The organism is Luteibacter sp. (genome assembly GCF_036499525.1).
GTDB lineage: Bacteria > Pseudomonadota > Gammaproteobacteria > Xanthomonadales > Rhodanobacteraceae > Luteibacter.
On sequence record NZ_DASYDO010000030.1, the window covers coordinates 1 to 13,522 of the forward strand.

The 13,522-nt window shown below is 65.7% G+C and carries 11 protein-coding genes; 6 read left to right on the top strand and 5 right to left on the bottom strand.

Annotation, left to right across the window (positions count from 1 at the left end):
- Positions 1-415: 415 nt before the first annotated feature.
- Complete coding sequence (locus tag VGM71_RS06255; RefSeq protein WP_331543102.1) at positions 416-3,463, top strand: sensor histidine kinase; 3,048 nt, start codon at positions 416-418, stop codon at positions 3,461-3,463.
- Here VGM71_RS06255 and VGM71_RS06260 read toward each other — a convergent pair.
- On the bottom strand, positions 3,460-5,241 hold the full coding sequence (locus VGM71_RS06260; protein ID WP_331543104.1) for a glycoside hydrolase family 97 protein: 1,782 nt from the start codon (positions 5,239-5,241) through the stop codon (positions 3,460-3,462). The two genes, VGM71_RS06255 and VGM71_RS06260, sit on opposite strands and share 4 nt — an antisense overlap.
- Before the next feature lie 46 nt (positions 5,242-5,287).
- Here VGM71_RS06260 and VGM71_RS06265 point away from each other — a divergent pair, with 46 nt between their 5' ends.
- Entirely contained in the window at positions 5,288-6,124 is an 837-nt protein-coding gene (locus tag VGM71_RS06265; RefSeq protein ID WP_331543106.1) for a methyltransferase domain-containing protein, read from the top strand.
- A 66-nt stretch (positions 6,125-6,190) separates the two neighbouring features.
- Here VGM71_RS06265 and VGM71_RS06270 read toward each other — a convergent pair whose 3' ends face one another.
- The 3 genes from VGM71_RS06270 to VGM71_RS06280 form a co-directional block, all read right to left on the bottom strand.
- Positions 6,191-6,673, bottom strand: coding sequence for a hypothetical protein (locus VGM71_RS06270; protein WP_331543108.1), 483 nt, complete (start codon positions 6,671-6,673; stop codon positions 6,191-6,193).
- 100 nt (positions 6,674-6,773) lie between these two features.
- Positions 6,774-7,601: a plasmid replication/partition related protein gene (locus VGM71_RS06275; protein WP_331543110.1), complete on the bottom strand. Its 828-nt coding sequence runs from the start codon at positions 7,599-7,601 to the stop codon at positions 6,774-6,776.
- 249 nt (positions 7,602-7,850) lie between these two features.
- The gene (locus tag VGM71_RS06280) at positions 7,851-8,600 is read right to left on the bottom strand and encodes an SDR family oxidoreductase (RefSeq protein ID WP_331543112.1); all 750 of its coding nucleotides are present in this window, start codon (positions 8,598-8,600) and stop codon (positions 7,851-7,853) included.
- Positions 8,601-8,698: 98 nt separating this feature from the next.
- Between VGM71_RS06280 and VGM71_RS06285 the strand changes: the two genes are divergently transcribed.
- Complete coding sequence (locus tag VGM71_RS06285; RefSeq protein WP_331543114.1) at positions 8,699-9,610, top strand: LysR family transcriptional regulator; 912 nt, start codon at positions 8,699-8,701, stop codon at positions 9,608-9,610.
- Positions 9,611-9,661: 51 nt separating this feature from the next.
- On the opposite strand, the gene VGM71_RS06290 is transcribed toward VGM71_RS06285, so the two are convergent.
- Positions 9,662-11,155 (bottom strand): glycosyltransferase family 39 protein, encoded by a 1,494-nt coding sequence (locus tag VGM71_RS06290; protein WP_331543116.1) that lies wholly within the window; start codon positions 11,153-11,155, stop codon positions 9,662-9,664.
- A gap of 113 nt (positions 11,156-11,268) precedes the next feature.
- Between VGM71_RS06290 and VGM71_RS06295 the strand changes: the two genes are divergently transcribed.
- The 3 genes from VGM71_RS06295 to VGM71_RS06305 are packed head-to-tail and all read left to right on the top strand — an operon-like array spanning position 11,269 to position 13,514.
- Positions 11,269-11,835, top strand: a complete 567-nt coding sequence (locus VGM71_RS06295; RefSeq protein WP_331543118.1) for a hypothetical protein — start codon at positions 11,269-11,271, stop codon at positions 11,833-11,835.
- 6 nt (positions 11,836-11,841) lie between these two features.
- Entirely contained in the window at positions 11,842-12,261 is a 420-nt protein-coding gene (locus VGM71_RS06300) for a helix-turn-helix transcriptional regulator (RefSeq protein WP_331543120.1), read from the top strand.
- Positions 12,258-13,514 carry a HipA domain-containing protein gene (locus tag VGM71_RS06305; RefSeq protein ID WP_331543122.1) on the top strand — a complete coding sequence of 419 codons (1,257 nt, stop codon included), beginning with the start codon at positions 12,258-12,260 and terminating at the stop codon, positions 13,512-13,514. The genes VGM71_RS06300 and VGM71_RS06305 overlap by 4 nt, the downstream gene beginning before the upstream one ends.
- Positions 13,515-13,522 lie beyond the last annotated feature (8 nt).

Here is a 13,522-nt window from a genome sequence, read left to right on the forward strand (position 1 = left end):
CTCCGGTGACGTGCTCTCCGGTGGCAGCATGCGCGCTACCGCCCGGCCTTTGAATGCTTGTCCGTATCGAGCCAATTCGTTCTCTCATCTGCGCCCCCGTTCATGGATCTATCGGGGCGACAACTATTCTGACGCAGGGGGTCACCCTTGGCGGGGTGAACAAGTATCAGCCATCTATAAGGCTCAACGTGACGTGAGGTCGCTTGCCAGGGGATGCATACGCGGAGTAGCGCCTCCACGTGGCATAGCCCGGCAGAGGACTCACCGCATTACGGATACTCATTCGAAATGAATATATGTGGTCGCAGAAGGGAGCAGTACCCGACAGCATACGGTCGGGTACTGAAAGCCCTCTCACGCCGAAGTTCGTAACTTCCGTTATCGTTGCCGTCTGGCAAACGAGGATGCTCCCCTGGTGCGGTCCAATCGCGCGATGGCTGCGTGGATATATGTGTGTCTGGTCCTGATCGGCTGGCTGGGCTTCGCCTGCGTCGCGCAGGCCCTGGACAGCCGCGATCGCGACATCGCCCAGTTCTACCACACGGCCTGGACGGTACGCGAAGGCGCGCCGGGGCAGGTGACGGCGCTTGCGCAGACGGCGGACGGTTACTTGTGGCTGGGCACCCAGACAGGTTTGTATCGCTTCGACGGCGTACGCTTCGAGCGTTATCAGCCGCGCGAGGACGGCGACTTCCTCGCCTCCAGTGTCGCCTCGCTTTACGCGCCGCCGTCGGGCGGTTTGTGGGTCGGCTTTCGCTATGGTGTCGCCAGCTTCGTCGAAGGCGATCGCGCCACGCAATATGCCGCTGCGTCCGGTCTTCCTTCGGGAACGATGTACGCCATGGGCGGCACGCCCGATGGGCGGATCTGGGGTGCCACGTTCAATGGACTCGTGCTGTTCGATCATGGGCGTTGGCGCCTCGTACAGCAGTCGATGGGCTTGCCCGGCACGCGTGCGCGCACTCTCTCGGTAGACCGTGAGGGCCGCCTGTGGGTCGCGACGGAAGACGCGCTCGCGTGGCTGCCGCCGGGAGGAAAACGGTTCGAGATCGTCACCCCCACCATCGGCAGGGTGAACCGGATTGCCGAGGCGCCCGACGGGTCGATCTGGGTGGCCGAGGCGAACGGTGGCGTTCGTCCCGTGTGGACCCGAAAGGGCGACCCTGAGGCGGCCGGGCCGGTGCTATGGCTTTCATCGGCAGGCCTTCTGTTCGACCGCGACGGCGCCTTGTGGATTCCGACGCTCGGTGATGGCATCCGGCGCGTACCGCGCGTGCACGACCTTGCAGGTAGGGAAATCGGGGCGCAGGGCACGGAGGCACAGGGCTTCGTGGAGCGCGATGGGCTCAGTTCGGACTATGCGAGCGCCGTGATCCAGGACCGCGAAGGCAATATCTGGGTCGGTGGAAGCAGGGGTCTGGACCGGTTCCGCGTGAGCCGCCTCCTGCCGGCGATGATGTCGCCGGGCGCCACCGATTTCGCCATGGTAGCGGCGCCGCACCACGGCGTATGGGTCGGTACGAAAAACCGGCCGCTGAGCCGCATCGAAGCGACGGGCCTGACGTCCACCGGGCTCGTGCAGCCGATCAGCGCGGCCAGCCGCGATGCCGACGGGGTCTGGCTTGGTGGTTCAGCCGGCATATGGCGCCTGCATGACGGCGCGCCGGAGCCTTACGCAACGCTACCTTTTCCCGACTATTCCGGCGTGCAGGCCGTGACGGGCGACGGCGAGGGTGGCGCCTGGGTTTCGACCAATCGTCCCGGCATCTTCCACGTTACGGCGGGCGGCTGGGAGCACGATCCCCTGCCTGCGTTCGGCAACGATCCCTCGCCGCTGGTGCTGATGAACGACCGTCACGGGCGGCTATGGATGGGCTTTGCACGGAATGCCATCCTGGTTCGCCATGGCACGAAGGATACGCGCCTCGGCGCCGCGAACGGCTTGGCAGTGGGCAACGTGACGGCGCTGCTCGAGGACGACGATGCAATGTGGGTGGGCGGCGAGTTCGGCATCGGTGTCGTGGCCGGTGGCCGGGCTCGCATGGTTGTCACGCGGGGCGAACCCCTGCGCGGCGTATCAGGCCTCGTTCGTGATCATCGCGGGGATTTCTGGGCGAATGCGGCCCAGGGCGTCGCCCATATCCGCGGCGCGGACATGGCACGTGCGCGGATGGATCCGTCGTATCGGCCGCCGGTGGCACTGTTTGATTCGCTCGATGGCCTGCCCGGCACGCCCGCCCAGTTCCGTCCGTTGCCGACGGCCGTCGTCGCGGACGACGGCCGTCTTTGGTTCGCCACCACCAGCGGCATCGTGTCGATCGATCCCGCGGATATACCGCGTAACCGGCTGGCGCCACCGGTGGTGATACGAACTGTCTCGACCGACATGGGCACGTGGCCGGCCAGCGCACCGGTGAGCCTGCCCGCGCACACCGAGCGCCTGCGCATCGCTTTCACCGCCACCAGCCTGACCATGCCCGAGCGCGTGCGCTTCCGCTATCGCATGGAAGGGCTGGATACGCGCTGGCGCGATGCGGGCGACAATCGCGAGGCCGTCTACACCGACCCACCGCCCGGGCACTACATCTTTCACGTGACGGCGACCAACGAGGATGGCGTCGCGAACGAGGAAGGCGCATCGATCAAGGTCACGGTGGCCCGGGCGTTCTACCAGATGCCGTGGTTCTTCCTGCTCTGCATCGCGCTGGTGGCCTTGCTCATCTGGATCGCCTTCCTCATCCGACTGCGCCGCATCGCCTCCCAGTTACGCGCGCGATTGCAGGAACGGCATGCGGAGCGCGAGCGCATCGCGCGTGAACTTCACGACACGCTGCTGCAGAGCATCCAGGGCCTCTCCATGCGCTTCCAGGCGATAGCCAATCGCGTCCCGCCGGAAGAACCGCTTCGCGCCGCCATGGAAAGCGCGCTCGATCGTGCCGACAAGGCGCTGGTCGAGGCGCGCGATCGTGTGCGCGACCTTCGCACCCACGCCGGCGAATCGGCCCGCCTCGATGTCGCGCTCCGGGCGCTCGCCGCGGCTTCCGCAACGGAGCACACCGTTCCCGTGCTCGTGGCGATCTACGCGGAACTACGCGATCTGGACGCCTTCGTGCGCGACGAGCTGTTCCGCATCGCGCGGGAGGCGGTGCACAATGCCGTGGCCCATGCCGGCGCCAGCCGCATCGACGTGAGCGTACGTGCGGAAGGCTGCGAGTTGCTGCTGAGCGTGCGCGATGATGGCCGTGGCATCGACGAAGCGGTGCTGCGTGACGGGCGCGAGGGGCACTGGGGATTGCGTGGTATCCGTGAGCGCGCCCTTGCCGTCGGCGGCACGTCCTCCATCGCCTCGCCCGGGAAAAGCGGTACCGAGGTAGTGGTGCGCGTGCCGCTGGAGCGAGCCTTTCCGGGTCACCAGACGCCGTTCGGCGCGTGGTGGCGCCGGTTACGCAACAGGTTCCGCTAGCGGTAGCAACCGTTCGCGAACTGGCCCTTGGCGAGTGGACAGAGGATGGCGGCGAAACCGCCATTCACCGGCACACTAAACGAGAGCGAACCATCGGCAGTGACGTTTTGTGCAGAACGCACGACATCACCGCGACCCATGCCGTCACGAACGATGTCCGCATGCCACGGCCCCACCCCGAGCGAGGCCAGAGGCACGGTAAGGCGGCGCGCCGGGCCGGCGGCGATGGCGCCGATGAACCAGCGATCGCCGCTGCGACGCGCGAACACCGCATCTTGCCCAGGCGTCCCTGCGACCAGCTTCGTCTCGTCCCACACCGTCGGAACCTGGTCGATGAACGCGAGCGCCTGGGGGCGCTTCTCATACGCTTCGGGGCGGTCGGCGAGATGCGTCCAGCCGGATTCGAAGACGATGGGCAACGCCACCTCGTGGGCGATCGATGCCTCCTGCCGTCCGGCATCGAAGGCTACCGGGGTGTAGTCCATCGAACCCACCACATTGCGCGTGTACGGCTGGATCGTGTTGCCCACGGCCGGCGGATCGTTCTCCGCGCCGCGCACGCCTTCCATGCTCATGAGGTGCGGCCACGTACGCGCGAGACCGTGTGGAATGGTGGCGCCGTGGAAGTTGACCATGAGGTGCAGGCGCGCCGTATCGGCGAGGGTGGCGTCGTACCAGCGGTAGCGCGCCTGCGAGTCGGATTCCATGAAGTCGATCTTCACGCCCTTCACGCCCCAGCCCTTCACCTTCGTTAGCTCGGCCATGCGTTTGGCCGGCGTGTCGAGTTTCGACCAGTGGAACCAGAGCAGGACGTCGACGTGCTTCGCGTTGGCATAGCGCACGAGGTCCGGCACCCAGGTGTCGCTCCAGCCTTCGTCCACCAGCACGTACGGGATCCGGTTGCGCGATGCGAAATCGACGTAGGCCTTCTGTCGCTCGACGTTCGAAGGACTTTCGTGCTCGCTCAGCCACGACCAAGCCACCTTCCCAGGCCGGATCCACGAGGTGTCGGCGAATGTCGCCGGGTCGGCAAGATCGTCCACCAGCGTGGATTCGGTGACCGTGGCCAGGTCGCCGGCTATCACGGTGCGCCATGGCGTGATGCCCGTGCTGTCGACATGCGAGTCGGCTAGGGTCAGCGCATAGGTTCCGCTGTTGGCTGCATGGGTGAGCCGGCTGCCGTCGTAACGACCGTCGGCATTGGCTTCGGTGATCAGCAGGTAGTTGTCGCCGACGCGGAACAGCGACGGATAACCGAAGTCCCCGGCGGCGGCCCCGCCGGCCGTGGTTTCGATGCGTTCCTTCTCGTACTGCGGGTTATACGGCAGCAGCCAGGCCTTTGCGCTGGACGGTACCGTGAAGCGGGTGGCCTCGCCAGTGATCGAGGCCTGGGTGGCGCCGGGCAGTTCGTAGCGGAAGGCTACGCCGTCGTTGGCGATGCGCACGACGACGTCGAGTTTCTCGCCCTTGTCATTCTGCAGTGCGTAGCGCGTTTCCGAGAGGTTGGCATGGCGGTCGAGGCGCTTGCCCACCGTCATGCGGTAACGCTCGTTGAGCTGGCGATGGCTCGTGGCGACGAGTTTCAGGTCGTGGGTCAGGTCGGCATCGGCGGTGCGCAGGCCCAGCGTCTCGTCCACGAGGGCCAGGCCATGCGGATCGGTGATGCTCAGCACCGGTCGGCCGCCGTCGCGGAAAACGAGGGTGGCAAGCGGCGGCGCGGCGAATGCCGGAACGCTGACGAGGGCCGCGAGCGCGGCGGCGAGATGCGATGTCTTCATCCAGGTCTCCTGTCGGCTACGAAAGGACACGGTACCATCCGTGACCATGGAATCGCTCGCATCGACTGTGTCCTTCCTCGAACAGGAGGAGGGTTGGCGCCACCCCTCGGCCTTCCTCTGGCGCGCCGAGGTCGCGGACCGCCTCGACCTGCTCCTGCTCGGGGCGCACGACGAGGTCCTGAAGGCGAGGGCGATCGGCCTGATCGATGCGATGGAAGCGATCGATGGCGAGGGCTTCGCATCGATTCGTGACGCGATACGAAACGGCGACGGGCGCGCGGCCCTCGGACCGTGGCTGGATGTCGGCATTCCCAGCGGACAGCACTACGACGTGCTGGACCACGTGCTCGCCGGTGTGCTGGCCATCGGGGAACCGGATGTCGAACAACCCGCGCCGCCACCCGGGATGGTTTTCTACCAGCCCACGCCCGCACGGCACATCATCGACGGCGTTAGCCGGGCGCGGATTGTCGACAGCGATGTCGTGCTGGATCTCGGCGCGGGCCTGGGTCACGTCCCGATCCTCGTGAACGTGCTCACCGGTGCACGCACGCTGGGCGTGGAACGCGAGCCTGCCTATGTCGCGCAGGCGATGGAGGCGGCGCGCGGACTGGGCCTGCACAACGTAAATATCGATGCCGGCGATGCACGCGACGCCGACATGTCCGGGTCCAGCGTGCTCTACCTCTTCACGCCTTTCGTCGGCACCGTCTTGCGCGACGTCGTGGCGAAGATCGAGCAGCAGGCGCGTGACCGTTGCATACGTGTCATCACCCTGGGGCCATGCACGCGTACCTTCGCCCGCATGCCCTGGCTACGCAGTGACGATCCCGTTCCCTCGGCCGTCGACCGCATCGTGGTCTTTCATTCCGCGCCAGGTTGACGCTACACCTTCGCGTACGCCCTTACAGGGAATGTGCCCATGCCACGGCTTGCACGGCCTGCCGGTTCACCAGCGGCCATGGCCGAAACGCCCCTGGCCGCCACCGACCGAGATGCTCACACCGCCGGTGGGGTGCTCGCAGCTGCCGAACGCCTGGCTGAGGCTGACCGTTCCCGCCTGGTAATTGCCGCTTCCGCCGTGGCTGGCACTCACCACGCCGGTAGTGAGGCTGCCGTGGACCTGCGGCTTGTTGTACGTGGCGTCGTCGCAACGCGGGACATCGTCCGCGACGTCGACGCCGTCCATGCGGCCGCTGGTGTCGCCGTAATAGGTTCCTGGCGGGTCCTTCGGGCGGGACGGAACGATGGCGACGCTCTCGCCGCTCTTGGTCGCCATCGGCGCAGCCGACGCGGTGGATCCGGCCGGCGCTGCCGCCGTGCTGGCCGGTGCCGGCACGTAACCCGGGGGCAGCTTGAGGTTGAGGGGCTTGTCCTGGGCTACGGCGGCCGTGGCGAGGAGGGAGGCGGCGAGGGCGAGGATGATCTTCATGAAGCGCTCCGGGTTCTGGCCTTCGAACGCTCGAGGGCGCGTCTGGTGTACCGGCCTTGGATTACCGGACAGCCATCCGAGTTCCCGGCCGCTTCCCACCTTACTCCGCCAGGGCCTCGTCGGCTTGCTCGGGTGTCCCTTCGCCCAGCCGGGCGCGCAGGGCGTCGATTTCGCGGTGGAGGTTGCGGTTCTCCGCCTCCAGGTCGGCGATCTGCTCGCGCAGGGCTTTCACTTCATCCGTGGGTTTCTCGCGCGGCTTGCGCTTGGACTCGCGGACACGCTTGGCGGCTTCCTTGAGCTCTGCGTCGCCGGCGCTGGCCGCTGCGCGTTGTTCTTCTTCAGGCAGGCTGGCGACGGCGGCCGCGGCGCTGATCGACAGGCTGCCGGACTTGACCGCGGCGACGACCTCCGGGGCGGCCTCTTTGCGGATCTTCTCGATCATGCCGACCTGGTTGCTGCTGATCCGCGCCTCGCGGGCGATGTCCTTGCGGCTGTCCGTAGGTGCCTGGCGGGGCGCTTTCGGCGGGACCGGGTGTGCGCCCGTGGTATCGAAGGGAACGTCCGGCGGCGTCTCGGCATCCTCTGCCCCGTCTGCGCGTGCGCGCCGTTCGGCGAGGATCTCGCGCTTGCGCAGGGCCAGCACGCCGCGCTGGAAGTCCGAGACGCTGCGCCGGCCCAGGTGCTGCTCGATCATCCACAGGTGCACGTCGTCCAGGGACTGGAAGCGCTCGTTTTGCACGGTTCTGAAGGGAATGTCGTGCTTGCGGCAGATCCCGTAGCGGTTGTGGCCGTCCACCAGCGTGTCGCCCCAGAGCACCAGCGTGTCGCGACAGCCCTCGGCCAGCAGGCTGCGCTCGAGCGATTCGTACTCGTCCGGGGTGAGCGGGTCGATGTAGGCCTTGAGTTCTTCGTTGATGACGATGTGCATGCGTGGTGGCAGGACTGACGGCGACGGGGCAGGCATTCTAGTGCCTGCGGCCGGGGCGTGCAGGGCTTCCGGCATAGGCGCCTCCCCGTATCCCGTGCGAGGCTTGGGCGATGGCGGCCGCCGGGCCGCAAACCCGTGGCGGCCATCGCGGCGGCGTTCGCTCCGCCGAAACCCGCATGAGGAGAGCGCGATGCATCGGCTGATCACGCTCGCATTGCTTGCCTCGTCTGCGCCGCTCTTCTGGCACGCCTAGACCAGCGACATGCCGCCATCGACGTGCAGTTCGACGCCGTTGACGAAGCTGCTGTCGTCGGACGCAAGATAAAGCGCGGCCCGTGCGAGTTCGTCGACCTCACCCAGCCGCCCCGCGGGGATGCGCTCCGCCATCGACGCGAGGAAGGCGGGACGATCGGCGGGTGAAATGCCCAGCTTTTCGAGGATGGACGTATCGACCGGGCCGGGACTCAGGACGTTGACCCGTATGCGCCGCGACCGGAACTCGAGTGCCCAGTTGCGGGCGAAGGCCCCGATAGCGGCCTTCGATCCGGCATACACGGCATGACCGTCCAGCACCCTGGTCGCGGCCAGCGAACTGGTGAGAATGATGCTGCCGCCATCGCGCAGGACGGGCGCGATGGACTGCACGCCGAAGAACACGCCGCGCGCGTTGACATTGAACTGCGCGTCGTAGTCCGCGGGAGAAACCTCCGCCGAGGGTTTGATGGTGATGACGCCCGCGTTGGCCATGTAGACGTCGAGTCCACCGAAGCGGTCGCGAACCAGGGCAGCGGCAGCGGTGTGGTGTTCGAGGTCCGCGACATCGCCCTGGATGCCGACGGCACCGTTGCCGATCTTGCGAACCGCCTCGTCGAGGACATCCTGCCGGCGCGCGGTCACGATGACCTGGGCGCCTTCGGCCGCAAACAGCTCGGCCGAGGCGAGGCCGATGCCGCTGTTGCCGCCGGTGATGAGGGCTATCTTGCCTTGCAGGCGTTTCATGGCATATCCAAGGTAGGTTGGGTTAGGCATGATATGTGTCGCCTTGCCGCCCGCCGCAGTCCTCCAGGCGGCATTTCACCTGTGCCAGGGAGTCCCGGATGAGCAGCCTGCTGAACCATTCGGCGAGCCTCGTTGCCTTTGTCCGTGCGGTGGAGGCGGGGTCCTTCAGCGCCGCCGCGCGCAATGCCGGCACGACGCCGTCCGCGATATCGAAGGGCATCGGCCGGCTCGAAGCCGAACTCGGCACGAAGCTTTTCCGCCGTTCCACGCGAACGCTCAGTCTTACGCCCGATGGGCGTGCGTTCTTCGATCGGGTGGCCCCGCTCCTGCGCGGCATCGAAGATTCAGCGGACGCGGTACGCCCATCCGATGACGCGCGCGGTCGCCTGCGCGTGAGCATGCCGAGCGACCTGGGGCGTCTGCTGATGCCACGGATAGCCGCGGCATTCCTCGCACGTCACAAGGCATTGGAGCTCGACCTTGTTCTCATGGATCGGCACGTGGACGTGATCGGAGAGGGGTACGACGTCGTGTTCAGGGTGGGCGATTCCATTGAGAGCGAACTGAAGACGCGGGTTCTCGCGCAGCTGGACATGGTGTTGGTCGCATCCCCATCCTTTCTCGAGGAGTGGGGTGACCCCGGGTCGATCGACGAACTGCGGGATGTGCCGATCCTGCGCTATCTGTGGCGGGGGCGATCCTTGCCGGTCACCTTCGCCGATGGCAGTACGGTCGTGCCGCAGGGGCGCGTGGGACTGGACACCGGTTTCGGGCTTCGCGCCGCGGCATTGAGTGGCATGGGCATCGCCTTCCTCATGAAATGCACGGTACAGGACGACCTCGATCGCGGCGACCTGGTGCAGGTCATGAAGAAACACCGTCTGCCGGCCCGCCCCTTGCATGCGATGCATGCCTACGGCCGCCTGACTCCCGCCCGCGTCCGGCTGTTCTCGGATTTCATCGCTCGCGAGATGCTTTCGTCGGCCGGTTCGAGGGGGAGGCAGGGATGAGCAAGCGGAAAAGAGATGGCCAGCGAATTTCCCCAAGGTTTCACCAGTCCATTATCCAAAATCCGGCCCATGTCTCCAGAGCTCGCTCCAGGGTTCACGCGCAGGGCCGCACACGAGAATATCGGGATGGTCCCGGGTTTCCTCGTTGACGACGCCCAAGGCATTGGTGGCGTGCCCGGCGACGCGGCAATCGGTGAGAAGCTCGTTGGCGCGTTCCAGCGAGTTCCCCAGCACGATAAGCGTGGTGGGTGGCGCCTGCGGATAGCCGCGCAGCCACCCGGAGTTGATGGTGGTGATCGGCGTGGGCAGGCGATAGCGCTGGCCAAGCAGGGCGATGGCGCCGTACTCGCCGTAGTTTCCCACGGCAATGGCTAGGTTGGCTTGCCTCTCGGCAGGCAGGGTGTCGCGAATGGCCGCCACTTGCGCCACCAGTTCGTCCCAGCCGATTTCCTCGCGGAGGTCGGCGTTGTTCTGAAGGGCGAAGTCCCGCAACGGACCGCTCGATGCAATGGGTACGATGCGAAGCGCTGCATAAATGCCTACGGCGAATACCCCTGCGACTATGAGCGTGGGAATACCGGTGCGCCACGCGGGACGAAGCGTGCGAAGCCAACATTCGCCGACGACGGATCCCATCGCCAGGAGCATGGGGTAGGAGCCGGCGACGTAATAGAAGCGCCCCTGCGCGAGCATGAAAAGCAACAGTGGTACCACGTACATCCAGCCGAGCACGCGATAACGACGATCCTTGAAACAGGCAAACAGACCCGCCAGCCAGACAGGCGCGGCGAACAGATTGGCATTCAGCAGGAACTGATCGCGCAGGAATCCATCCGCACGCCCCAGCCCGAGGTCCCGGGCATGGATGCCTTGCAGGAAATGGTAGGAGACGAAGTCGTGTCGAACGAGCCAGACAAGGTTCGGGGCGAAGATAAGCAAGGCGACGGCACCACCTGCCCAGAACCAGCGACTCGTGACGTATCGTCGGGCGTCGGTGAACAGCACCCCCGCCAGCACGCCGGCGAGTTCGAATGCCATCGAGTACTTGGTCTGCAGGCCGAGGCCCGCGAGAATGCCGATCGCCACCCACCAGCGTGGCTCCTCGTCGCGCATCAGCCGGATCACGCACCAGGCGATAAGAACCCACCAGAGCAGGTCGAAGGAGGAATACTGGAATTCCGTCGCCTGGAACATCGGCAAAGGCGACAACCCCACCGCGATGGCAGCGAAGGCCTGCGCCCGCCGCCCGCCTCCCAGATCGCGAGCCATGAGCCCGCTGGTGAGGATGACCAGGACTTGCGCGAGCACCGAGAACAGCCGCAGGCCCACGAGCGACAGGCCGAACATCTTTAGGCCGAGGTACTCCAGTGCCACGGTCAACGGCGGGTAGGGCACATAGCCCCAGTCGAGATACCGGGTATCGCTAAGGAACTGCCATTCGTCCCTGTGGAAGCCGTATTGCCCGTTGGTCAGCATGTGGGCCAGGCCGAAAAGCAAGGCTATGACGAGCACCGGCACGGCACTCGCCCGATGGGCTACGGGCATGGACCATTCCTTGAAAAAAATTATCAGGACAGCTTGTCGAAATCCGGCTCTCCCGTTCGACGTGGTAGTTAAGGCAGGCACAAGCCCGCCTGAAACCATCCCAGGAGAAGACAATGCCACAGTATCTGGTTGCCGGTTACCTCCCCGACGATTTCGACCCGTCCCAGATGGACGAAGCAGTGGGTCGCGACATCCATGCGCTCAACAAGGAAATGATCGCCGCCGGCGTCAGGAAGTTCGCTTGCGGTCTTGGCGCCTCGAAGTCCCTGCGGACGCAGACCGATGGCGAGGTCGCCGATTGCCTGAATCCCCAGGCCGCACGTTCGATCGTGCCCATCTACCAGCTACGCGCGAGGATGGCGATGGCTGGCCGCTCCAAGGCGGAGATGCTGGCGGCGGTCAAGACCGCGTACGAGAAGAAGCAATTGCCGTCTAAGCCCCTACTGGTTCATGTCCGCGGACCCATCCGAAGCGAAGGGGCTGCCACCCATCATGGTGTTTCTGGTCGGCTCCCCGACCTGGTCCGACGGAACGCCTGCCGACATGCATCCGCATTGAGCCATCGGATTCGAGTTGGGGCGGCTGCACATGGGCCGCACCGGCAGGGCGCCTCCAACCTGAATGGCAAACCGCCAAAATCCAAAATTAACTTGCTTTTCCGGTCGGGAACTGTAATTTAATTTGGTATGGCAAAACGAACCCCTCCGACCTATCCCCGCGTACAACGCCAGATTGAGGCGCTGAGCCAGCGCCTGCGTGCCGCCCGGATGCGCCGCTCGATGACCCAGGAAGTGATGGCGGAACGCGTGGGGGTCAGCGTCCCGACCATCGCCAAGCTTGAGAATGGCGACCCGTCGACAAGTCTGGCAACCGTGCTGCGAGCGCTGACCGTGCTTGGTCTGGCCGGTGACATCGACCTGATCGCTGCTGAGGACACCCTCGGCCGCGAGCTGCAGGACAGCGCACTCCGGCGTACGAATGCCCCAACCCGTCCGCTGATCCGCCCCAAGCCGCGGGCGACGTCCGCTGCGCAGACATCGCCTGCGCCCGTGTCGCTCCCCATTCCGTCGGTGCCGCCAGCACGACCTCGGAAGCGTAAGCCGTGAACCTTCTGGAAGTCTGGATCGACGACGAGTCTCTAGGCGGCTCGGCTCTTGTCGGCCGCCTGTCGAAGACGGCAAGTAGGACCGGAGACACGATCAGCTTCGAGTACGACGCCAACTGGTTAGCCGGCGCCAGGCCGGTGGCGGCATTCCCGCTGGATCACGAGTTGTACGTCGGAGCTGGCCAGCAGTACGCGAGGGCTGGCGCCAACGAGCTGTCCGGTGCCTTTCAGGACTGCTCCCCTGATCGCTGGGGCAAGCGCCTGATGGACCGCCGCGAGGCGATCGAGGCGCGCGAAGAGAAGCGCAAAGTGCGCAACCTGCGCGCCTGGGACTATCTGGTGGGTGTCAATGACGAATCCCGTATGGGAGCGCTGCGTCTGGTGGATCCTGAGTCCATACGCTACGTCGACGATCGCACGCTCAGCGCCCCGCCAATCACTGAACTGCGCCAGCTTGAGGCGATCGCCGCGAAAGTGGAGCACGGCGATGCCGACCTGTCCGACGAGATGGTCCGCTGGATCAAGCAGATCGTGGCGCCCGGCGCTTCACTGGGAGGCGCCCGACCGAAAGCAAGCTTCCGTGACCAAGCGGGACAGCTGTGGCTCGCCAAATTTCCGTCCAACGATGATCGTGTCAATGTGGGGCTGTGGGAGTTCCTGACCCACCAGCTCTCACTCGACGCTGGCATCGACATGCCAGAGGCACGGCTGATGCAACTCTCGGACCGGGGTCACACTTACGCAGTGCGTCGCTTCGATCGAACCCCGACGTCACGTCGCATGTTCTCGTCGGCCATGACCCAGATGGACGCCACCGAGAGCGAGGGCCACAGTTACCTGGACCTCGTGCAGGTCATTGAGACCACCGGCACTTCCACGCAGATTGCGCGCGATCTCGAACAGCTATTCCGGCGAGTCCTCTTCAATCTCTTGATCGGCAATCGCGACGATCATCTGCGCAATCACGGCTTCATGCGGGCAGGCGATGGCTGGCAGCTGTCGCCAGCGTTCGACGTAAACCCGAATCCCGACAAGGATCATCACGTACTCGCGATTGACGATCGGGACCCGTCACCGGATTCGAGCCTGCTGCTAGCCACGGCCGACTACTACCGCCTTTCCAAGAGGGCCGTAGGCGGGGTTGCCGAGCATGTGCGCGCGGCGGTGCGCGGCTGGGAATCGCGCGCGCGCGCTCTGGGCGCACCTCTGAGCGAGGTGGCGCTGATGCAGGCTGTTATCGATCCGGACCGGTAAGCTGCGTG

What these genes read in the sequence shown, in the direction of transcription:
- VGM71_RS06275 (WP_331543110.1), bottom strand. Translation starts at nt 7,601, where the DNA reads ATGCACATCGTCATCAACGAAGAACTCAAGGCCTACATCGACCCGCTC.
- VGM71_RS06265 (WP_331543106.1), top strand. Translation starts at nt 5,288, where the DNA reads ATGGAATCGCTCGCATCGACTGTGTCCTTCCTCGAACAGGAGGAGGGT.
- VGM71_RS06260 (WP_331543104.1), bottom strand. Translation starts at nt 5,241, where the DNA reads ATGAAGACATCGCATCTCGCCGCCGCGCTCGCGGCCCTCGTCAGCGTT.
- VGM71_RS06300 (WP_331543120.1), top strand. Translation starts at nt 11,842, where the DNA reads ATGGCAAAACGAACCCCTCCGACCTATCCCCGCGTACAACGCCAGATT.
- VGM71_RS06295 (WP_331543118.1), top strand. Translation starts at nt 11,269, where the DNA reads ATGCCACAGTATCTGGTTGCCGGTTACCTCCCCGACGATTTCGACCCG.
- VGM71_RS06280 (WP_331543112.1), bottom strand. Translation starts at nt 8,600, where the DNA reads ATGAAACGCCTGCAAGGCAAGATAGCCCTCATCACCGGCGGCAACAGC.
- VGM71_RS06285 (WP_331543114.1), top strand. Translation starts at nt 8,699, where the DNA reads ATGAGCAGCCTGCTGAACCATTCGGCGAGCCTCGTTGCCTTTGTCCGT.
- VGM71_RS06270 (WP_331543108.1), bottom strand. Translation starts at nt 6,673, where the DNA reads ATGAAGATCATCCTCGCCCTCGCCGCCTCCCTCCTCGCCACGGCCGCC.
- VGM71_RS06290 (WP_331543116.1), bottom strand. Translation starts at nt 11,155, where the DNA reads ATGCCCGTAGCCCATCGGGCGAGTGCCGTGCCGGTGCTCGTCATAGCC.